Here is a 21,107-nt window from a genome sequence, read left to right as displayed (position 1 = left end):
AGGGGTAACGGGGATTGGGGATTGGGGATTGGAGTTCTAAACCTAAATCACTAACAAACAACGATTAAAAAAATGATTTGGATGGAATCTATTATTAAAGCTTACCAACTTGGGGATGTGCATGTGCCAGTACTCAAGGGTATTAATCTGGCTATTGAGGAAGGGGAATATGTCGCGATTATGGGTATGTCTGGTTCTGGGAAATCGACGTTGATGAATATTATCGGCTGTTTGGATCGCCCTACAAGTGGACAATATGTTTTGGAAGGCAGAAATTTGACAACTTTTGGTGATGATGAATTGGCGTATATTCGTAATCAACGGATTGGTTTTGTTTTCCAACAATTTAATTTGTTACCACGGGCGACGGCGTTAGAAAATGTTATGCTGCCGATGGTTTACGCTAATATACCAAAATCAACACGCCGTCAAAAAGCGATCGCAGCTTTGACTAGAGTCGGTTTGGAAGACCGGATTTTCAACCGTCCCAACCAACTTTCTGGAGGACAACAGCAACGAGTCGCGATCGCTCGTGCTTTAGTAAATCGACCTGCTTTGGTTTTAGCAGATGAGCCAACGGGAGCATTGGACACTAAGACTTCTGAAGAAGTGATGGAATTACTGACAGAATTAAATGACCAAGGAATCACGATTGTGATTGTCACCCACGAACCAGATGTCGCAGCGCAAACAAAAAGGATTATTCGGGTTCAGGATGGTTTGGTTGTAGGTTGATTTGAGAAGATCGGGGAAAGGGGATCAGGGATCGGGGACAAGGGAGACACGGGTAAATCAATCTCCGCGTCTGCGACTCTCCACCGAACCGCGTCTTATCCCGATCCCCAAAAAATCAAAAACGCTGACCGATACCAAAGTGAAATTTGCTTTCACCTCGGTCATTGATTCCGTAGTCGGCGCGAAGTAAGCCCAAGGGTGAATTGAAGCGTATACCTGCGCCGTAACCAAAACCAATTCCTGGTTTACCATGTACTCCTGCTGGGTTCCCTAATACAGTGTCACCAGAACCTAAATTAGAGGCGAAGTCACCAAACAAAACGCCACCGAAATTTTGCCACACAGGAAAGCGGTATTCTGCGGAAGCTAATACGTAACTCCGACTATTACCAAGTTGACCAGAATCATAACCACGTACAGAATTTGTTCCGCCCAAATTAAATTTTTTATCGGACGCTGAATTACTAATCACAGTTCCTGCTTGCAGGTTGACAGCAAATACTTGTGGCTGTTGCGAATCAAATAATTTGATTGGCACAAATCGACTATAATTTGCCTCTAGGCGATTGATGGAAATTTCACCCTTACCGATGGAAATTGATTGTTCTGTTTGCAAACGTAAAACAGATCCTTGAGTTGGGTTAGTGGGATGATCGCGGTTGTCTTTGTTGGCTGTAAAAGATACAGTTTTCAAATCGTCGATGCCTATACCACTAAAAGATAAAGGATTATCTTGAGCATCGAAAGAGGTTATTTTGCCATTGCGATCTTCCGAATCTGCGATACTGACACTCAAAACTCCTTCAAGATTGGGTGTGATTGATACCCGCGCTACTTTGTCACCGTTGTCAGCGTACCATTGATTGATCTGCTGGACTGCTTGCTGTAAGTTAGCAGGACTAATTGGTTTACCGACTAGAGATTGAAATGGTTTTAAAGCTTGTTGATAGTTAAGAGCTTTTGCACCAGAAAATAGGAGCGATCGCACTATAATTGGTTGCACTTGATAAACTACATTTAAACCAGTCTTGGTACTTTGGCTATTAACGCTAACATTGGCGAATAAACCAGTATCTAAAATTGCCGCTACATCTTGTTGTAATTGAGTTTGGCTAGTTTCGCTGCCAACTTGAGTTTTAATGATTTTGCTAATGATCTGCTGTAATTCTGGTGTCGCACCAACAATTTGTATATCCGTAGCTGTCACAGCTAAATTATTGTTTTGGGAGAACTCGGAAACTACAACTGTTTCTGGTGATGCGATCGCATCTGTTTGTGTAGAGGTGACTTCGGTTGCTTGCACTACTAAATTTGTATTTGTAGTTGTTTGATTCTGTGGGGAATCATTAGTAGGTGCAGCAGTTGCTTGCTGAGTCACATTGTTAGTGGCTAAAGTGGCTAAAGTAAAAATTGCAGCAGAAGAAATTCGCATAATTAATAAAGCCTGATTGACAGGAAGTTAGCTTGTTTTTGTTTATAAGAGAATAAGCAATGGCAATAATACTAACTACCAGTCCTCCGGGATTGCTTACGGATAAAACAGAAGTAATACAAATTTGAAAAAATAATGTGACAGACCAAATTGTAGAGACGCGATTCATCGCGTCTTGAACCCGCGATTCATCGCGTCTTGAACCAAGGATGTGTTCCGTTCCGTTCGTAGTCAGCGCTACCCTGCGGGAACGCTGCGCGTACAGCGCTTAAATAAGCACTTTAGTGCTTACTACGAACCCATTATTTATGATCTTTCCCTTTACGAAAAAACTGCTGTAAAATTTCTCCTGGTTTTCTATCCCAAGTATCGATATGCTCGTAAATTAAAGCATCTTGATTGAGTTTATAAGTAGAATAGCCATTGAAAAATATGTGTGCTTTCCAAGGAACACGTAACACACCACGCACAGTCCATGTTGCTAGGATAATATCTTTGGCTGACTGAGATATATCATGTAAGTCAAAATAAATCTCTGTGAAAAATAAGCGAGCATGAAAACGTAAAGTCCAGAAGATAATGCGGTAATTTATTTTACCTTTGAATTTATTAACTGGGTCTTGAAAATATATATTTTGTGTATAAATATCGTAGGAAATATCTTTTTCAAATAATGTCGGTAAATCCTGTCGTAGAGTCTCTATATTTTGATCAACTTGCGATTGATAATCCACAACTATTGCCTCTAAAAAATAGCTTTGAAAAGTCTTAGTAATCTTTGCCACAGAGAAGACAATTCTATTCTATCCGCACTCGGTCTATTTAAATCCGCAACAGAAGGAAAAGTCGCTAATTGAGCATAAGGGCCTTTTCGTAATACCTTCGCCAGAGCATTATTATCTGCTCGCAAACCTTCATAGAAAAAGAATACCTCACCTGCCATCCCGCAATTACGATTAAATTCAATTACCTGTAAAAGTTGTTTAGCACTGATTTCATAGGAACCAATTTTCATTAAAATTCCTGGCGCTAATTTTGCTAATTCTCTCCTCGATAATTGCTTGTTGATCAACTGCTCAAGTGTACATCGATAACTAAAAATATCACGCCTATATATTTGTGGATGCAAGATATCAACTAGCCCTCGTTCTAACCAAGTCCGCGAATCTTGCAAATATTCTTTCAATCCCCAACCAGGAATACTAGGAGCCATTGAGACTATTAAATTGGGATTTATTGCTTTGACTGATTGATATAAACGAGCAAGAAATTCTGTCAAAATGTCAGCACGCCACTTTAACCACTGATCATCTTTGGGATTTCGTGGGGGATTTTTACCAAACTGCTGATTGTAGAGTTTTACAGTAAATTGGTCATAACCACCTTCGCATGGTAATGCAGGTAGGCGATCGTCACCTTGAATACCATCAACTTCGTAATTTTGTACAACTTCTAGGATTAAACTCAACATGAAATTTTGGACTTCTGGGTTGAGAGAATTCAACCACTCGAAGCCATTTTTCTTGAGTAAATTACCATTACAATCACGTCCAGCCCATTCTGGTTTTTTCGCTAACATTGGCCCGCCATTCATTTTGTAGGAACTAGCGAATCCATATTCAAACCAAGGGATGACTTTCAGACCAACTCGATGGGCGGCGGTTACTACTTCTGCTAACGGGTCACGTCCCAGAAATGATGAATCAATTTCTGTACCGAAGGTCTGTTGCATTACTTGACTCGGATATAGTGTTGCTCCCTTACCCCAGACAACAGGAAAGACAACATTAAAACCTGTCTCGGCGAGAAAGTCCATCGCTTGTGCAATGCGTTCCTGAGAATGCAGAACCTTGCTATCAGTAGTAGTCAGCCAAACACCTCGAATTTCAATAATTGCCATATTTTTAATATACTTAGTGTCTACCTTTACGGAAAGCCGCTAGCATACGGCAGGTGCTTTATGCCGGGAAACCCGTCCACCGCACTGCCTTGTCTATGTGTCTTGGTGTTGAAGAAATATTGAACCACTAAGACACCAAGACACTAAGAATTTTGATTTAATTTGTTGCTAGCTGACTATACCGCGCTTGCACTACCATATATATGCCATAAGCAATCAAACCTAATGACACGATACCCAACAGCCAAGGTCCATAAGGCTGTTGCGCTAAGGTTTGTAATGCTTGGTCTAAACCTCCTGCTTGAGTTGGATCATATTGGGTTGCTGCTTGAATCAAAAACCAGCCAATTATGCAGAATACAATACCCCGTGCAGCTACGCCAAATCTGCAAATTGTCATTACCCATTTACGTTCTGTATTGCTTAATTCTGTTAAGTTGAGTTTTTTACGAATTTTATTACTAAAAGCTTGATAAAACTGATAAAATCCTAGACCAATGATTAATGCTCCAATAGTTCCAATGAGCCATTGACCAAAGGGTTGAGAAAGTATACGTGCTGTCCAATCTTGTGTAGAGTTACTATTACTATTTCCACCAGTGCCAAGGGCAAGTTTGATAGCAGTCAAGGCTAAACCAGCGTAAATAAAGCCGTTAATTGCATAACCGATTCTTTTTGCTATTCCTTTGGTATCTGTTCCATTATTTTCTGGATCTTTTATCGCTTCTACAAAACGCCAAATGACATATCCAATTAAGCCAATCGCTATTAAAGAGAGCAATATTTGACCAAATGACTGTTTGACGATTTCTTGGAGTGCGCCCTGAGAATCTGTAGTTTTTCCTCCGCTCCCCACTGCTGCTTGCAATGCGAGGAATCCGACAACAGTGTATACTATTCCTTTAGATATATAACCAAATCTAGCTAGGCGCTCAATCCAATTTGATGGATGGTGTATTAATTGCTGGGTCATAGTTGTTTGAATATAATTATAGCTATGGTTTTATCAAGGTTAAGCGATGATTTTCATCCATCTTAAGGAGAATTCCATATTTTCAAGAGACTGATTTATGAATTTAATTTGTTGCGAAAAATTTATCTCTTTACTTTTTAACGTATATGCAAAGCGGCTTACCAAAGGCTACTACTAAGACGCTAAAATCATCTAGTAGGGAGGCAAGCAATTTAAATTCTTTTATTGTTTTAGATATTTACTAACAGGACTTACGCAAAACATAACGCGTATTTGCGGTAATTCATGAATTACCGCTACGCAAAAATAAGGTTTTCGGTCACATCTTGCGTAAGTTCTGACTAAATAAAATAAATTGTGTTATCTTAAATATGAAATTAGAAAATAAAGTTATTGTTTGTTAATTAGAATAGTAATTATTTTTCTATTAATTAGTTTTAATAAGTAGTAATTACCTCAAATAATAAAATTTTTTATGGAGGTGAATAAGTCATGGCTGTGATAGACGCTAATTGGCAACACGATTATATAATTACTAATGGAATTAAGCTGCATTATGTGACTCAGGGAGAAGGATCATTGATGTTGATGTTGATGTTGCATGGCTTTCCTGAATTTTGGTATTCGTGGCGGCATCAAATTCCTGAATTTGCGAAGTATTTTAAAGTCGTGGCTGTAGATTTGCGTGGGTACAATGACAGCGACAAACCCAAAGAGCAATCTGCTTATAGAATGGATGAATTTATTCAAGATATTAAGGGTTTGATTGAGGGATTAGGATATGAAAAGTGTGTTTTGGTTGGTCATGATTGGGGTGGTGCGATCGCTTGGTGTTTTGCCTATGCTTATCCAGAAATGGTAGAGCGATTAGTTGTACTAAATATTCCTCATCCAGCTAAGTTCAGTGAAGGCTTACGTACACCTGGGCAATTGCTCAAAAGCTCTTACATGTTTTTATTTCAATTACCTTGGCTACCAGAAGTCCTAATTCAATCATGGGATTATCAATTGATTGAAAATGCTTTTCAAGGTATGGCTGTTGATAAAAATGCTTTTAGCAAAGCTGATATTGAAGCTTATAAAGATGCTGCTGCTAAACGCGGCTCATTGACAGCAATGTTGAATTATTATCGCAATATTTTTCAAGACCAAATGTTTAATAAAACTTGGGGAGTTTTAGAAGTACCAACGTTAATGATTTGGGGTGAAAACGATACCGCACTTGGTAAAGAATTAACTTACGGTACAGAAGCTTATGTGAGAGATTTGCAAATTAAATATATTCCTAACTGTAGCCACTGGGTACAACAGGAACGACCGGAATTAGTCAATCAATATATACAGGAGTATCTGGGACTGTAACTTATGTCTATTGCTCCTTGGCGAAGTGCGATCGCTCGCGCTCTTCATCGTAACCGCAGTCTTGTTTACGCTCGTTACCTACAACTCGCAACAGTTAAAGATGATGGTCGTCCTGCTAATCGGACTGTGGTATTTCGTGGCTTTTTAGAAGATACCAATCAGCTCAAATTTATTACTGATGACCGTAGTGAAAAAGCTACTCAAATCTTACTAAAACCTTGGGCAGAAGTTTGTTGGTATTTTCCTAACACACGCGAACAATTTCGGATAAGCGGCTGTTTAACTCTGGTGAGAAGTGATTATTTTGACCCGATATTACAACAAGCCCGGATGAATACTTGGCAAGAACTGAGTGATCCTGCACGCATACAGTTTGCTTGGCCTCATCCTGGTAAACCCAGAAAAATTGAGGATCAAAAGGCTTTTATCCTACCACAACCTGATCCAGTAAACCCATTACCAAATTTTTGTCTATTACTACTCGACCCATTCAAAGTAGATCACTTAGAATTGCGTGGCGAACCACAAAATCGCTGGCTCTATCGCTACGATGACCAGAAACAAGATTGGTCTATGCAGGCTATTAATCCATGAGATCGCTTACTTGCGGGCTTGGGGGCGAGTTGAAACTGTGGGTGTTCAGATCCCCAACTTTTTGAAAAAGTCGGGGATCTATTACCCGTCAGAAATTGTGTGATGGAGTACTAATTGCAAGTCCAATAAAAAAATAGTTTTTGTACCTTTCTCTTGTGCAACTACAACAGCATGACTAACAATCTCAAGCAAACCAGACTGATAGTAAGACTGTGATAGTGGTTGCATCATTTCTAGAGACAACTCTATCAAATCGGGTGGTTCATATGTGAGAATACCGCAGAGTTCTGTTTGAGAAATAGGCGTAATTAGTAAAAAAGCTTGACTTTTTGCTAATTGATTTACAGCTTCTCTGCTTAAGTATTGATGTAAATCTACAACCTGAATTAGATGACGACCAATCTGGATTAGTCCCATTTGATTGAGTTTTTGATCATCTCCAACAGGACAAGTCACAACCTTTAATACAGCTTTGATTGGTAGCGCCAACCAGTAATCTGCGACTGTAAAGGTAATGAACTTTTCCACTTGGGACTGATTTTGGATGATTTTCATGTGTCTTTCTCAAGCAAATTTGCCACCATAGCTAATAGCTTTTGCTCCATGTAGGGCTTGGTCATATATGCAGTAGCTCCTAATTGCAAAGCCAGGGAGCGGTGTTTTTCGCTACTTTGAGATGACAGAATTAACACGGGAATGTCTGCTAAACTAGGAATTTGTTGCCGGGATCGAAGAAATTCAAATCCGTTCATACGAGGCATTTCGATATCACAAATTACCAGTTGAATATCGCTGAGGTGCTGGAATTGCTCGATTCCTTTGTGACCATCCTGTGCTTGAAATACATAGTAGCCAGCTTTTTGAAGAGCGATCGCTACAGATTGGCGTGTAGTTAGCGAGTCATCGACGATTAAAATTCTTGCACTTGCTTTGGTATCAAATTCTGATGCAGAGAATGTTGGTACGACAGTATGAGATTGAGACAGCAATGGTTGTTGAGAATTTTGTGGAAGCAACGAGGGTACTGATTTTGCCCAAATTCTGGAGATTTGGTCATCGTGCTGTTTAGCAAAAACTTTTTGTAGTAATATTCCCCCATCGATCACTAACGCCAACTCACCGCTAGCCAGAATACTAGCACCGTGAACATAATTAGGTGCTGCAATCATTGCTCCTAAAGGACGAATCACCAACTCCTGCTCTCCAATGAGTTGCTCAACTTCCAACCCCAAAAGTTGATCTTGACAGCGAATCAAAAGTATGGGGTGTGGGGGAGCAGGGATAGGAGGATAAGAAAGGGGAAAAGTCGGAAAATTGTAATTTAGAATACTCGCAAGTGAGTAAATTGACACCAGTTTTTCATCCATCTCCTTACCCCATCGGAGAAATTTGTTACCATTGCGCTCTTGAATTTGACTAGGTGTAGGAATCAGAATTTGTTCAATCGCATCATCGACAAAAGCATAGTTTCTGCAACCAACCCCACAGATCAATAACTGAGCGATCGTCAAACTTAAAGGAATCTGCAAGATGAATTTTGTACCCTGATGTAGTTCAGAATTAACCGTGATTGTACCCTGAAGAGATTTTAACTGGTTCCGCACGACATCAAGTCCAATACCACGCCCAGAGAGGTCATTGACTTGGGACGCTGTGGAAAACCCCGGCTCAAACAGTAAATTAGTCAACTGAGTCTGATTCAGATGATTTACCTGTTCCACGGAAATTAATTGTCGTTCTACCGCTCGTTTTCGGATCTGATCGAAATCTAAGCCATTTCCGTCATCCTGTACTTCAATTACCAGATATTTACTTTGGTGATAGGCGGAGATTTTGATGTCACCCTTTTCTGGTTTACCTCGCTGTTGACGCATTGTTACAGGTTCAATACCATGATCAAAGGCATTGCGTACTAGGTGTAGTAAGGGATCAAAGAGCTTTTCTGCTACAGCCTTATCGACTAGAACTTCATTTCCATACAGTTGCAACGAGATCGGCTTATTGTAGAGGGTTTCTAGCTGTTGCAGAATCTGGGGAAAGCGACCAAATATCTCACCGAGAGTTAACATCCGGGCTTCGATTAAAGCACTCTTGGTGATGTTCAGCAGTTGCTGCTGCTTTTCTGATGTTTGCTGAGAAGATCGATTCAGCAGATCAATAGCTTCAGCAGTTTCTGCTAGTTGCACCGTATGATCCAGAAGTGACTGAATTAGGTAAGCGCTGTCAGTGTGCTTTTGAGTAGTTACAACACCTGACGATCGCATATTCTTAAAGGCTTTGCGGACTTTTTTGCTAGAAGATTTGGCAGTAGTTTGCGATCGCTCTAGCAAACTCATCTGACGCTTATACTGGTCTTGGAGTTGAATGAGAAGTTTTTGATGTTGTTTTATCTGGTTGAGAAGCGTTTTATTGTTAGCTTGTAGCTGTTCTATTTGAAGCGACTGGTGATTTTGGTTAGTGACTAATTCTCCTATCGAGTAATTAAGTTCATCTAAATGCTTAACACTCACCCGGACTGTGGGAGAAGGTGAAATTTGCTCTTTGGAAGGTAGAGGATTTACAGGACTAATCGATTGCTTCGGTTCAGGGGAATTGTAGACAGGACTGAGGTATTGCTCCCAGTTCACATCCGAGTTGAATTGTGTAAAATGTTCTAAATCTTGATTAATAATTGGCTCAATTGAGCTTGTCTGTTGTCCCCAGATGCTTTCTATAGAAGGAATTTCTTGCTCTTCGTCGGCTTCAGAAATAGAGGTAAAAAAAAGTGTCTCAGATTCAGTGGTTTGCATCGCAAGTTGTTGTAACTCACTCGAAAGTTCACCACCTTGGACGCGATCGCCTGCTAGTACGGCTGCTTGGGCGGCTCGTAAGTCTTTCAGAGCAAGTTCAGCGATGACTACTGCTTGGTGTGGGTGGTTGTCCAAAGCACTCAGTACTGCTTGGGCGATCGCTCCAAATCCCGATAGATTCAAAGACTCAGCTAAACCCAGAAAAACTTCAGCTTGAGTCCGCAATAGGCGAGCAATTTCTTCGGGCTGACCATTGTCTAAAATCGTAGCAATTTGCTCTAAACGCTGAGTCACCCCCACTTCAAATAATGACTGAGTTAAATCAAAGCCTAACTCGGCTGAAGTCGGAAGGTGTGCTTCCTGAGCAAAAAAGTCTCCTAATTTTTCTTGTAATCGGGCAAAAATAGCAGCAGTTCGATCTAAAATTTCAGCCTGATTAACCGAACCACCAGTAAGTTCAGCAACTAAAGGTAGTCGTAAACATTCAAATCCCTCAAACAGTAAAGCTTCAACTTCTGGATCAATAACTACATTAGGTTGACACAGAGCTTTGAAAATATCTTCTAGAGAGTGAGCTACAGTAGCAATGGTTTCTAATCCCACGCTCGTTGCTGCTCCTTTCAAAGTGTGGGTAGCTCTCATTAAATCATTGACTTGATTGATACCACAATTTTCTCTGAGGTTCAACAAACCTTGTTCCAAAGCTTGTAAAAGTTCTGGTGCTTCTTGCAGAAAATATGGATACGTTTGCTCACGAATAGTCGGGTCTAGGGACATGCAATTTTAGATTTTGGATTTTGGATTTTGGATTTACTATCTGGGGGATTGGGGACAAAACAAGTCAAAAGTCAAAAGTCAAAAATTTCTTAATTATGCCCAATGACCAATGACTAACAACCAACTAAACAAAAGTCATTGACTTAATTGACTTTGAATTGTTCGCTTTTGGATTGGAGGTCTTGGGCTGTTGCTAGCAGTTCTTTAAAAGATCCGGAAATTGTTACAGAATCTTTAGAGGTTTTGTTGGCAATGGCTGCAACCTTTGTCATGATTTGAGTTACTAATTGACATTGTTGGGTCTGTTCTTGAGTTGTCTGAGTGATACCCGTGACTCGTTGGCTAATTTGAGTTGTGGCGTTTACGATCGCATTGAGATTCTGACGAGCTTCGTTCACAACATCAGTTCCTGATGCTACCTGTTGAATACCTATTTCCATGGCTCTCGAAACTTCTGCTGTGTTCAGTTGAATTTCCTGCACTAGTTCCTCAATTTCAGTGGCTGCATTTGCGGACTGACGAGCGAGCGATCGCACTTCGTCAGCAACGACGCTAAAACCACGCCCAAATTCTCCAGCACGAGTAGCTTCGATTGATGCATTCAAAGCTAGCAGTTGAGTTTGGGTTGTAAACCCACTGATCAAGTTGACAACTTTGGAAATTTTCTGAGACGATTCCGACAGGCGTAGAAGTCGCTGGTTGGTTTCGATCACTGTTTCTCGGATTTCTTCCATCTCATCAACAGTGCGATCGATGGCTGCATCTCCTGCGATTACGGTCTGGTTTGCTTGTTGGACTGCGGCCTCAACTTCCTGAGCGTTCATTTTTACTGCTGCGGTTGAGCTAACCATCATCTGAATTTGTTCGAGAGCTTGTTCGAGAGCTTGGAATTGCTCTTGGGCTTGGGCTGCAAGCTTAGTAATCGCCAAGCCATTTCCTTTAGAGATTTGAGTCACTTGATTTGCAGCGCTTTGCATTTGGGTGACGATTTGCCGTAAGCTGCTAATCGTGTTGTTATAAGCATCGGCAACAGTACCCACCTCTGTATCTGTAACCGGAGCGCGGACGGTGAGATTACCTGCTAATGCAGGTCGGACTGCTGTGAGTAATTGAGTTACTTCCTGTTGCAGTTGTTCTTTGGCACTCTTGTCTCGATAAGCAGCTTCTGCTAATTGCTGTGATTGGTGTTGTAGTTGCTTTACATACTCTCCTTGCTGAATAGCAATGTTGAGTTGAGCAGCAATTTGTTTGACAAATTCGACGTCTGTTTCCTGCCAATGGCGAGGCCCGCTACACTGGTGAATACAAAACAATCCCCAAAGTTCTTCCCCTTTGAGTAAGGGTACAACTAAGTTGCCTCGTACCTGAAATTGAGAAAGAACATCGATATAACAATTTGGGATATCTGCTTGATAAATATCATCGATGACACAGAAGCGTCCCTTTCTGTATTGTTCAGCCATCTGTTTGCTGAAGCAATGATCTGTGACTTTGACTGCTAAGGCTGAAACATAACCTGGTCTGACATCTTCGGCAATGGTTTCTCCGTCGCGGTAGTTAGTTGCGGTGTCAAATTTGAAGAGGGCAACGCGATCAACTTCCATGAAATTACGGATTTCTCTCGCCGTGGTCTCAAAGGTTTTCTGCAAATCGAGGGACTGCCGAATTCGATCAATTGTCTTACCAATCAAATGTTCCCGTTCGGCTGTCTTGGTCAGTTGTTGTGATGTAGTTTGCAGTTTTTCGATGTAGTCTATTTGTCGCATTGCTACATCTATCTGCACGGAAATTTGTTTCAAGGCTCTGACTTCCACATCTAACCATGAACGAGGTTCACTGTTTTGATAAACGCCGAGTAGACCCCAGAGGTTGTTACCTTTGAAAATAGGTGTGATTACATAAGCTTTAACTTCCATTGCTTCCAAATATTCGATCGCATCTGGAGCATGACCAGAAGTGTAAATGTTATTCACCACTAAGCTTCCACGCTCGCGATGCAAATCTTCTGGGTTGGCAAAGACATCTGCTGTATACGATTGTGGCCAAGTATCCAAGCCTTTGATGATTGACTCTGTAACCAAGTTGCTACTGCCATCGGCATTATAACGATAGATGGCGACGCGATCGCATTTCAGTAATAGCTTAACTGCTTGGCTGGTAATGCGAAAAATAGTGTTCAAGCTCTGGGACTGGAGAATTTTAGGAATAAGTTGGGCAACTGCGTGGTCTATTTGAGCAGCTTTAGCCATCTGCGCGGCTTGTGTCTCTAGCTGTAAAATGTATTCTCGATTTTGCAGGGTTTCGCCTAGCTGTTGAGCAATCCCACTAAGCAAGGTGACATCAATTTCTAGCCAATGCTTAAATTTGCTGTGTTGAAATGCACTTAATAAACCCCAGAGTTTTTCGCCCTGTTTAATAGCCACAATCAGGCAGGATTTAACGCCAAAGTACTCTAAGGTTGTTAAATGGCAATCAGTCAAACCAGCAGTATAGACGTTATTAATCACATATGGTTCGTTGTTGCGAAATCTGCCACCCCGGTGTTCTTGGATATAGGTGTCTTCCCAAGCACTACCCACCAGTTTAGGCCAGCCCCCAGACTCGGACTCGAAAATAAAGTCACCGAAATAGTCTGGGCGAAATTTATAAATGGCGACTCGCTCCACACCCAATAGTTGTCGCACTTCTTGCACGGCTATTTCGCAAGTGCGGTCTATGTATGAGGCAGAGTTCATCTTTTGGATGATAGTAGGAAGTGATTGTTTATACTTTGTTGTTTTAATCTTTTCTTCTAACAACTCTATCTGTTGTAAAGCTACTCCCAAATGGCTACTAAACTGAGTCAGGAGTTTAATTTCATCCTCTAGCCAGTGTCTGGAATCGCTGTGTTCATAAGCACAGAGCAAACCCCAAAGTTCTTGCTCAACAAAAATCGGAGCGATCGCACAAGCCTTTATACTGAAATTTTTAAAGGCTTCTAAATAACAACTACTAACCCCAATAATACGGTCAACGTCATCTACTACGTAGGGTTGATTATCGCGAAACTTACCACCTTGATGCTGCTGAAGATAAGTATCTTTCCAAGTCTGCCCAATTATTGAGTCTAAATTTACAGGTTTAGACTCAAAGACAAATTCTCCAAAATAGTCTGAGTTGAACTTGTAAATAGCGACTCGCTCGACGTTGAGCAGTTGCTGTACCTCTCTAGTTGTAGTCTGGAAAATATTTTTTGAATCCATTGTCTGGCGAATCTTTTCGCTGACGCGGGCTAATGCTTGCTGTTCGTTGCGAAAAATTAATGACTGCAAACTTAGCCTCAGTTCTGTCACAATTTGGTAGAGCAGGCTGATTTCCTGAGCTTCCCATTCGCGGGGATGGGAACATTGCTGCACCACCAACAAGCCAAATAATTTATCTTTTACCAATATTGGCAAGCTAAGACTAGCTTGTACCTGAAATTGGTTGAACAGTTGGTATTGGTAAGAAGTCAGTCCTTTGTTAGCAATATCGTCAATTGCAATGAATGGTTGTTGCTGATAGTCGTCTGGCTGGGTGGCTCCAAAGGCAATTATCGGTAAAGATTCCTTCAACGTGGGTGTATAGCCATTGACCATCGACTCTGCTAAGACAACCCCTTGGCTTTGACTTTTTACCCGGTATAATAATGCTCTTTCTGTTTGTAAATATTGCTGCACTTGAGTAACTACAGTTGCGAACAGAGTATCAATTGTTTCCATCTGGCGCATTTGTTTGGCAATGGCAAATAACCAATCCAGACTGATCAAATCTCTGCTCCGGACTGACAAATCACTACTATTACCGCTTCTGAATGATGAGTTACCAAAAGAAACAGGGTTGAATCTTGATTCTGATCGCTCTAAGTTCTGCATAGTTGCATTTTGATTGACATCGTCTAATTGATACAAATCTGGTGAATTGACATCCAGGGTTAAATCTTCAGTTTCTTCAGTAATTTCTTGGTTGTCTTGGGTATCACTTTTCATGAGTTGCTTCATGAATCGTGCAATTGGAGAATTTAAGGCTCTCTCTCCTGATGGTTTTTCCATAGAGGGCAATGAATAATAGCTTGGAGGTCTAAGACAGCATCGTTGCACCCAGGTAGAATTCCTTGGATCAGTGGTATAAGATCAGCGGGAAATAATCCAAATGGCACTACTTGGAGTTGCTCTAAGTCGTGTAATTCAATATCGTTGACTTGTTGTACTGCTAGTCCCAGTGATTGATGATTAATTTGAACTACTATGATTGTTATGGCAGTTGAAATTGGCTGCAATTGCAATAGGGATGGATAACCAACAAATTTGTTAAAATCCAACAGCCAAAGCATTTCTCCCCGCCAGTTGCAAATTCCGATGATGCAATCTGGCATATCCGGAATAGGCAAAATTTCTGTTACATCTATTTGGATAATTTCGGCGATTTGCTCTAAAGGTAACAGCGCACTGTCTTGGATTCCCAGAGGGAAGCGGAGTAGACGCACTCTAGTGTCAGGGGGAAGTGGATCTAATATCAAAGCTTCCAAACTGTTGGTTGCTATTAGCTGTGATTCAGATGATTGCATCATTGCATACCTCATACAGCAGTTAAGCGCAAGACAGTGTTTGTCAATTCGTTTTGGTCTACTGGTTTGGGAAGATAAGCGTCCGCACCCAGCATAGCGCCCCAAAGTTTGTCAACTTCTGTTCCCTTTGTCGAGCAAATCACAACCGGAATTTGGGAAGTACTAGTATGAGTCTTTAGTTCGCGGCAAAGTTCAAAGCCACTTTGCCCAGGTAAAATGACATCGACAATTACCAGATCCGGTTTTTGCTGACTGAGCTTAATTCGAGCTTCTTCACAATTTGTGGCGCTGACTACTGATAGACCAGCTTGTCTAAGATAATGAGTCAGTACTTTCGTTTCTGTCAAACTATCTTCAACTAAAAGAACCGTGATCATATTTTTATCGTGATATGTGATACCAAATTCCTGCAAATTCACTGAACCTCCTCGTGGGGAAAGCCCCTGTTTTTTAAACATGGGGAGGAACTAGTACTTTGTCACATCAACATTGCTTGGTAAACCAAGTTTTAGAATCTCTCTTTTCTCCTCCTCTGCGTTCTCTGCGTCTCTGTGGTTAGTTTTTTTTACCCTTAAAAGTTGCTGTGACAAAGTACTAGGGATCAATCCAAAATCCATAGACGCACGCAGTGCGGCTTCTCGACAGAGTAATCCAAAATCCAAAATCGTTTGACTCCTATTAAGCAGATAAGGGTGAAGCTGGTAGATATTGCCGCAAAGCAGATAATACCTTTCCCGGTTCGATTGGCTTTGCTAAAAACCCTGAAGAACCAACAATTTTTGCCCGCACCCGATCAACAATACCATCACTGCTGGTAATAATAATTATGGGGATGTTTTTAAATGATGAAATACGGCGGATTTGAGCGCACACTTCATAGCCGTTTGCTACAGGCATAAGTAAATCCAAAAAAATCAAATCAGGTTTATGCTCTAGCAGCATTGGTAGTGCTTGTATGGAGTCTCTAATATTGATAAATCGATAGCCAGCAGGTGCAAGAATACGCCCCATCATCTCGCTATCAAATCGACTATCTTCGATATAGGCAATTAGGGAACCAATGACGGGCTTCACGTAGAAGTTGATATCTCCAACGTGGGTTAATCCCATCATGCCTTGGTTAACATAAGGCATGATCGACTGCGTTAAGGGTACTACAGGTTGTCTTAACTTGGCAGCTAAATCTCTGAGTGTCCAATTGCCGTTGGCCATCATCGTCAGATTTTTGTAAACAGACTGTGAAGTCTGTTGTTGCAGTCCTTCATTATCCCAAATCACCGGAGCCAGATTCGGAGAAAAGCCAGCTAAACCAGCTTTTTGCCAGATTGTCCAAGCTCTGAATGCATGTTGCCAAGCTTGATCAAGTTGGAGTGAAAGCAATTTTGAGTCAACTAGATCTTGTGGAAATTTGCTGTAAGTAACTTGCATTTCTCCATTTTGGCGAGGTAAGTTTACTGCCTGGATAATATCGAACAGAATTTCTAAAATGTTTCCTCCGATAATTGCTGCTAGTTTTCCTGGCGATATTTTTCCCTGTTTCACCTGATTTACTAAAGAACCATAATCCCAATTGTGAGGACGCTCTGTTTTTTGTTGGCACAAGTCAGCAGCTAAATGTGGACAGTGTTGATGTAGTTGTCGATTCCAACGACGCAACGGATGTAATTCACCGGCGCTCCAAATTAAACAACCTTGGTGAAAAAATAGACTCCATATTGCTGCTTGGTTGCCTGAAAAAGTAAAATCCAGTCGCCCGGAAATTTGCTCACGACTGAAAGTTTGAATACATTTTGCTAGATCACTGCTATTTTCTATTTTGTAAATAGCTATTGGCAGATCTATGGATCTGACAGATAAAGGAGTCAACATTGTAAAAATCTTATAGTTGAAATTAAGCTTATGTCTAGTTGCAGCCCCAGATATTTTTCATGAAAACTATCCATGGAATTATTGATGTGATCCCATGCTGTTTATACTCAGTTGTAGATGTCTATTAACAGTACTTATCCCAGACAGGAGATAACCTTAATCAAAACTCTATGATTATTGAATAGATGTATGGCACCCTTATATTTTAATTACTCAGACCCTTTACTGTAACAGTTGTAAACTGCAATCTAGCCTTTAAATACAAACATAAGTCTACGGTAATCCGGTTTGATTTATGAACTTAATTATCAATACAGGGAACAAAGAATAGGGAACTGATAATATCAAGGGTACTGAGTTTTTTTTTCAAAAATAAAATCTGATAACTATATCAGAATACATAGTATATACCCAAAGTTATACATTATCAATTACCAAGCAAATCTTTAGTGGGTTGATATTAATTGGCTGTTGATTGTCAAGCAATTATAAATTTATTTAGTGTCATTTATATCAAATTATTGTTTTCACATTCCGCAGGTAGGCGAAATAAAATTTTTTGAGATTTTTAAAGTTATATTATCTCCGGGTGCGATCGCCTACCGACATCTTGATATACTGTTCAATCAAAATTATGAGGTAACGATTGACACTTCATAAGAGTTCTATGAATCTATCTGTCGCATTCTTTTTTGAAATTGGTATAATTCCGGCGATCGCTACGGACTTGTGTTCTGAACCAATCAGGACTTACGCAAGATGTAACCGAAAACCTTATTCTTGCGTAGCGGTAATTCATGAATTACCGCAAATGCGCGTGATGTTTTGCGTAAGTCCTAATTAAATGCTGATCATCAAAATTTTAAATTCCAGCTCCGTCTAAAAACTCTTGAATCGCTTTATCTCTGAGATTGCAACACACACCATCTTGTAATTTTTCACCTTCATTTTGTGTAGATAATTGACTTACGAAAACAAGAGTTTTGCTATCTGATTTGTTTTGTTGTAGGCTTTGTATTTGCTCTTCTAACAATTCGAGGCGATCCACCAAAGCACGAATAACTTCTGCTTCTGAGTCTGGTAGATTATTGTGTTCCAATGGGGCGACGCGCACGCCAGAACGATAGATAATACGACCTGGTATACCAACAACGGTGCAATTAGAAGGTACATCCCTCAAAACAACTGAGCCAGCACCAATACGAACATTATTACCAATTTGGATATTACCTAAGACTTTTGCACCTGCACCAACCACAACATTTTCACCTAAAGTCGGGTGGCGTTTACCACTTTCCTTACCAGTACCACCCAAAGTGACACCTTGGTAAATCAGTGTGTAGTCTCCTACAATCGCTGTTTCACCAATCACAACTCCCATCCCATGATCAATAAATACACTTTTACCGATCACAGCACCAGGGTGAATTTCAATTCCGGTTAAAAATCGGGCAAGATGAGAAATCAAACGGGGGATAAAGGGAATACCAATATGATGCAACCAATGAGCCAGCCTATGAAATAGCAGAACTTGTAAACCAGGGTAGCAAAACAATACTTCCAACCAGTTACGAGCAGCTGGATCACGTTCAAAGATAATGCGAAAATCAGCAAGGAGTGTAGACAGCACGCTTTAAGAACCCTCTGTTTTGCCAAACAAGCTACACTCTATTTTAACCTCCTTGGGTGTTGTTTGTTGGTCAATGGGCCCCCGACCCCAATCAATAACTATTCCTGGACAAAAAGTGTGTAGTTCTTTTTGATCTGAGAGTTAAAGGTTGCTACCCAAACTTTGTAAGTTCCTGCTTTCCAGTCTGTGTCGTCGATGCTGGCATCTTTATTATCGCCTGTATCATCACCACAGCGAATAGTGTTATCGTCTGGGCCTTGAATGAGTAAGGTGGTATCGTAGCCACCACTGTTTACTACTACTTTCAACTGGGAAAAGTTTTTTTCCAAAATTAAGATGTGGTCTGGGGTCGGATCAGCGAAGCCAATACAGGTTTTTTCATGGCGATCGCGATTACTAATTGCTGACAAAGAATAAGAGCCACCTGTATAACCTGTTACTGTTCCTTGTGCTGGTTCAAAGTGAGGCGATAGAGTAATTTCACCAAAATAAGAAGTATCTGCTGATACAGACGCCGGGGTGATAAATGCCAGCAGTGCTAAAATCCAACCCCCTTTTAAAATAAGTCGGGGGCAACGTTTATCCATAGAAGCCCTCTAAGGAAGGGATTGTAGTTATATTCTATCTTCAAAATTCAAAATTCACGCATTGGGAAGAGGAAGAAGGAGGAAAAGGGAGAAATTTCTCCCTATGCTCAATTAGCGTTGACAATTGACTCTTGACTTTTGACTAACTATTTAGCTAATTGGAAGAAGACGCCACTTTTGAAAATTTCTGTGTTGCTACCGTAACTGCTGATGGTGAGCGATCGCAGATTCTCAAATACGGGTTTTGCGAGTATTTCTGCTAGTCTGAGAATTGGGATTTGATTTTCTAATATTTCTCGACTTTTTGCCCAATCTAAATACACGTAACCTTGGTTTTCTTGGGGAATAGCAGCAATACTATTTTTAAATTGGCGATCGCTAATTAAGGAATTGTTCTTAGCATTGAGAACTTCATTCATTGTTTCGAGGTTGGAAGCAAAAATTTCGTAATTTCCTTGGCTAATATGCACTCCGGAAACTTTCGCTTCAATGGCGTATTTTTCTCGCTGTTGAGGATCGGTAAATTTTGTGGCTTTTAATTGTGTCCAAGCAGAGATTTTTTGTTGGTCTACATCAAAAGTGTTGAGTGATAATCCCTTTGAGGATGCAATTTCATCTAAATGAGAAATTCCGCCTGGTGTGGTTTCAGTTTTTTTAACTACAAACACAAAATCAGGATTTGCTTGTTCTGGACGGGGTAAGAATCCGATGGCGTATTCTCCTTGTACCCAGCTAAAAATATCTGCTTTTAAGTCGATATCTGAGCCTGTTTGTACATCCACCACAGGTTTTACTAAATTAGAAACAACATCTTTTTTTGAGCCGGATATGGCTACTTTAATTTGTTGCCAGACTTGGGTTAAGTTGCTGTTAGGTAAGCTACTCAAATTTGTGCCAGCGATCGCTAAACCTGCTGAGGCTGGAATATATTTTAATGCTTCTACAGGTTGAGTTACTTGCTCTTGCGGAGGTGCTGTTTCGGCTTGTGCGAGTAAGCTAGTTTCTGCTAATAATCCTTTTTTGGATAAAACTAGAGACACTATTTCAGTATCATAAATTGCTGATTCTGGCAGTTGTAAACCTTGCCATTGAGCAACATTAGGAAGATTGAGGAAGGCTGTAGCTAATGCACCTTTGGGTATTTGTTTAACAACTTTCTGATATTTACTAGAGGTAGTTATATTGAGATCAGGAGCTTGGACATTATTAATTGCTTCTCGTAGTATTTTGGGATCATTAGCAAACAAGACAAAATCATCACCAACAGCAGCACCCGCCAAAGAATTTTGGATTTGAGATTTTGTATCTACTTGTTGAGAGTCAGATATTACTTTGATACCTTCGTATTCTTCTGTAGTTAAATTTGCTCCAGCTAGAGCTCGTTTGGAAAACAACAAGTCCACAAATTCGCGACTTTTCTCTGGATTTTTGGTTGCTAGTGCCATTAGATACCCTGGTTGCTGTCCGTTGCTGGGATCGCGATCGATGTCTTGGGTAGTAACAGCTAGGGTAATTTCATCTCCCAACCAAGGTTGAATGTCTTGTTTGTAATCTAAACCTGTGTTGGCTAATAAACTGGTTTTAAGTTTAGATAGTTCTCCTTCAGGCTCCAATGCTTGTAATTTATCAGGATTGACTAGCATTGACAGCATCACTGGTGCTTGTTGGGACACAAAAATAGCCGCACCAGGTTGTTCTCTAGTTCCACTGATTCCCACCAAAGAATTTGAACTAGATAAACCACTACAACCAGAGATTGTAATCAACAGCAGCAGTGAAATAGTCGCTAGGGAACGAAAGAATAAGCTTTGCTTCATAATTTGTTCACTTAATTTTCTATTGCTTCAAATCCTCTAAGCATTTATTCCTGGTCA

At 40.6% G+C, this 21,107-nt stretch carries 16 protein-coding genes; 3 read left to right on the top strand and 13 right to left on the bottom strand.

Features of this window, described 5'->3' with window-relative positions; all coding sequences use genetic code 11:
* Positions 1 to 72: 72 nt before the first annotated feature.
* Positions 73 to 735: an ABC transporter ATP-binding protein gene (locus B4U84_RS09300; RefSeq protein ID WP_131117221.1), complete on the top strand. Its 663-nt coding sequence runs from the start codon at positions 73 to 75 to the stop codon at positions 733 to 735.
* A 115-nt stretch (positions 736 to 850) separates the two neighbouring features.
* On the opposite strand, the gene B4U84_RS09295 is transcribed toward B4U84_RS09300, so the two are convergent.
* The 4 genes from B4U84_RS09295 to B4U84_RS09280 form a co-directional block, all read right to left on the bottom strand.
* Complete coding sequence (locus B4U84_RS09295) at positions 851 to 2,167, bottom strand: BamA/TamA family outer membrane protein (RefSeq protein WP_131117218.1); 1,317 nt, start codon at positions 2,165 to 2,167, stop codon at positions 851 to 853.
* A gap of 302 nt (positions 2,168 to 2,469) precedes the next feature.
* Complete coding sequence (locus tag B4U84_RS09290; protein ID WP_131117215.1) at positions 2,470 to 2,901, bottom strand: C6orf136 family protein; 432 nt, start codon at positions 2,899 to 2,901, stop codon at positions 2,470 to 2,472.
* Between the two features lie 11 nt (positions 2,902 to 2,912).
* The gene (locus B4U84_RS09285) at positions 2,913 to 4,067 is read right to left on the bottom strand and encodes a glycoside hydrolase family 10-like protein (protein WP_131117212.1); all 1,155 of its coding nucleotides are present in this window, start codon (positions 4,065 to 4,067) and stop codon (positions 2,913 to 2,915) included.
* A 157-nt stretch (positions 4,068 to 4,224) separates the two neighbouring features.
* A complete protein-coding gene (locus B4U84_RS09280; protein WP_131117209.1) occupies positions 4,225 to 5,040 on the bottom strand; it encodes a DUF1206 domain-containing protein in 816 nt (271 codons plus the stop codon).
* Positions 5,041 to 5,532: 492 nt separating this feature from the next.
* Between B4U84_RS09280 and B4U84_RS09275 the strand changes: the two genes are divergently transcribed.
* Both B4U84_RS09275 and B4U84_RS09270 read left to right on the top strand, forming a co-directional pair.
* On the top strand, positions 5,533 to 6,402 hold the full coding sequence (locus tag B4U84_RS09275) for an alpha/beta fold hydrolase (protein ID WP_131117206.1): 870 nt from the start codon (positions 5,533 to 5,535) through the stop codon (positions 6,400 to 6,402).
* 3 nt (positions 6,403 to 6,405) lie between these two features.
* On the top strand, positions 6,406 to 6,996 hold the full coding sequence (locus B4U84_RS09270; protein WP_131117203.1) for an Npun_F5749 family FMN-dependent PPOX-type flavoprotein: 591 nt from the start codon (positions 6,406 to 6,408) through the stop codon (positions 6,994 to 6,996).
* Between the two features lie 81 nt (positions 6,997 to 7,077).
* On the opposite strand, the gene B4U84_RS09265 is transcribed toward B4U84_RS09270, so the two are convergent.
* The 9 genes from B4U84_RS09265 to B4U84_RS09225 form a co-directional block, all read right to left on the bottom strand.
* The gene (locus B4U84_RS09265) at positions 7,078 to 7,551 is read right to left on the bottom strand and encodes a chemotaxis protein CheW (RefSeq protein WP_131117200.1); all 474 of its coding nucleotides are present in this window, start codon (positions 7,549 to 7,551) and stop codon (positions 7,078 to 7,080) included.
* A complete protein-coding gene (locus B4U84_RS09260) occupies positions 7,548 to 10,562 on the bottom strand; it encodes a hybrid sensor histidine kinase/response regulator (protein WP_131117196.1) in 3,015 nt (1,004 codons plus the stop codon). The genes B4U84_RS09265 and B4U84_RS09260 overlap by 4 nt, the downstream gene beginning before the upstream one ends.
* 143 nt (positions 10,563 to 10,705) lie before the next feature.
* Entirely contained in the window at positions 10,706 to 14,569 is a 3,864-nt protein-coding gene (locus B4U84_RS09255; protein WP_242677584.1) for a GAF domain-containing protein, read from the bottom strand.
* 32 nt (positions 14,570 to 14,601) lie between these two features.
* Positions 14,602 to 15,150, bottom strand: a complete 549-nt coding sequence (locus B4U84_RS09250; protein WP_242677583.1) for a chemotaxis protein CheW — start codon at positions 15,148 to 15,150, stop codon at positions 14,602 to 14,604.
* Positions 15,151 to 15,158: 8 nt separating this feature from the next.
* Positions 15,159 to 15,524: a response regulator transcription factor gene (locus tag B4U84_RS09245; RefSeq protein ID WP_044447662.1), complete on the bottom strand. Its 366-nt coding sequence runs from the start codon at positions 15,522 to 15,524 to the stop codon at positions 15,159 to 15,161.
* A 301-nt stretch (positions 15,525 to 15,825) separates the two neighbouring features.
* Complete coding sequence (locus B4U84_RS09240) at positions 15,826 to 17,016, bottom strand: response regulator (protein WP_131117189.1); 1,191 nt, start codon at positions 17,014 to 17,016, stop codon at positions 15,826 to 15,828.
* 862 nt (positions 17,017 to 17,878) lie between these two features.
* Positions 17,879 to 18,646 carry a serine O-acetyltransferase gene (gene cysE, locus B4U84_RS09235; protein ID WP_131117186.1) on the bottom strand — a complete coding sequence of 256 codons (768 nt, stop codon included), beginning with the start codon at positions 18,644 to 18,646 and terminating at the stop codon, positions 17,879 to 17,881.
* Between the two features lie 98 nt (positions 18,647 to 18,744).
* The gene (locus B4U84_RS09230; RefSeq protein WP_131117184.1) at positions 18,745 to 19,233 is read right to left on the bottom strand and encodes a hypothetical protein; all 489 of its coding nucleotides are present in this window, start codon (positions 19,231 to 19,233) and stop codon (positions 18,745 to 18,747) included.
* 146 nt (positions 19,234 to 19,379) lie between these two features.
* Positions 19,380 to 21,050, bottom strand: coding sequence for a DUF3352 domain-containing protein (locus B4U84_RS09225; RefSeq protein WP_131117181.1), 1,671 nt, complete (start codon positions 21,048 to 21,050; stop codon positions 19,380 to 19,382).
* Between the last annotated feature and the right edge of the window lie 57 nt (positions 21,051 to 21,107).

The organism is Westiellopsis prolifica IICB1, from assembly GCF_004323185.1.
In the GTDB taxonomy this organism is placed as follows: Bacteria; Cyanobacteriota; Cyanobacteriia; order Cyanobacteriales; family Nostocaceae; genus Pelatocladus; species Pelatocladus prolificus_A.
Note: the sequence above shows the minus strand (reverse complement) of the source record. Positions and strands in the feature narration are given on the sequence as shown.

What these genes read in the sequence shown, in the direction of transcription:
- B4U84_RS09300 (WP_131117221.1), top strand. Translation starts at nt 73, where the DNA reads ATGATTTGGATGGAATCTATTATTAAAGCTTACCAACTTGGGGATGTG.
- B4U84_RS09295 (WP_131117218.1), bottom strand. Translation starts at nt 2,167, where the DNA reads ATGCGAATTTCTTCTGCTGCAATTTTTACTTTAGCCACTTTAGCCACT.
- B4U84_RS09285 (WP_131117212.1), bottom strand. Translation starts at nt 4,067, where the DNA reads ATGGCAATTATTGAAATTCGAGGTGTTTGGCTGACTACTACTGATAGC.
- B4U84_RS09280 (WP_131117209.1), bottom strand. Translation starts at nt 5,040, where the DNA reads ATGACCCAGCAATTAATACACCATCCATCAAATTGGATTGAGCGCCTA.
- B4U84_RS09275 (WP_131117206.1), top strand. Translation starts at nt 5,533, where the DNA reads ATGGCTGTGATAGACGCTAATTGGCAACACGATTATATAATTACTAAT.
- B4U84_RS09270 (WP_131117203.1), top strand. Translation starts at nt 6,406, where the DNA reads ATGTCTATTGCTCCTTGGCGAAGTGCGATCGCTCGCGCTCTTCATCGT.
- B4U84_RS09265 (WP_131117200.1), bottom strand. Translation starts at nt 7,551, where the DNA reads ATGAAAATCATCCAAAATCAGTCCCAAGTGGAAAAGTTCATTACCTTT.
- B4U84_RS09260 (WP_131117196.1), bottom strand. Translation starts at nt 10,562, where the DNA reads ATGTCCCTAGACCCGACTATTCGTGAGCAAACGTATCCATATTTTCTG.
- B4U84_RS09255 (WP_242677584.1), bottom strand. Translation starts at nt 14,569, where the DNA reads ATGAAAAGTGATACCCAAGACAACCAAGAAATTACTGAAGAAACTGAA.
- B4U84_RS09250 (WP_242677583.1), bottom strand. Translation starts at nt 15,150, where the DNA reads ATGATGCAATCATCTGAATCACAGCTAATAGCAACCAACAGTTTGGAA.
- B4U84_RS09245 (WP_044447662.1), bottom strand. Translation starts at nt 15,524, where the DNA reads ATGATCACGGTTCTTTTAGTTGAAGATAGTTTGACAGAAACGAAAGTA.
- B4U84_RS09240 (WP_131117189.1), bottom strand. Translation starts at nt 17,016, where the DNA reads ATGTTGACTCCTTTATCTGTCAGATCCATAGATCTGCCAATAGCTATT.
- B4U84_RS09230 (WP_131117184.1), bottom strand. Translation starts at nt 19,233, where the DNA reads ATGGATAAACGTTGCCCCCGACTTATTTTAAAAGGGGGTTGGATTTTA.
- B4U84_RS09225 (WP_131117181.1), bottom strand. Translation starts at nt 21,050, where the DNA reads ATGAAGCAAAGCTTATTCTTTCGTTCCCTAGCGACTATTTCACTGCTG.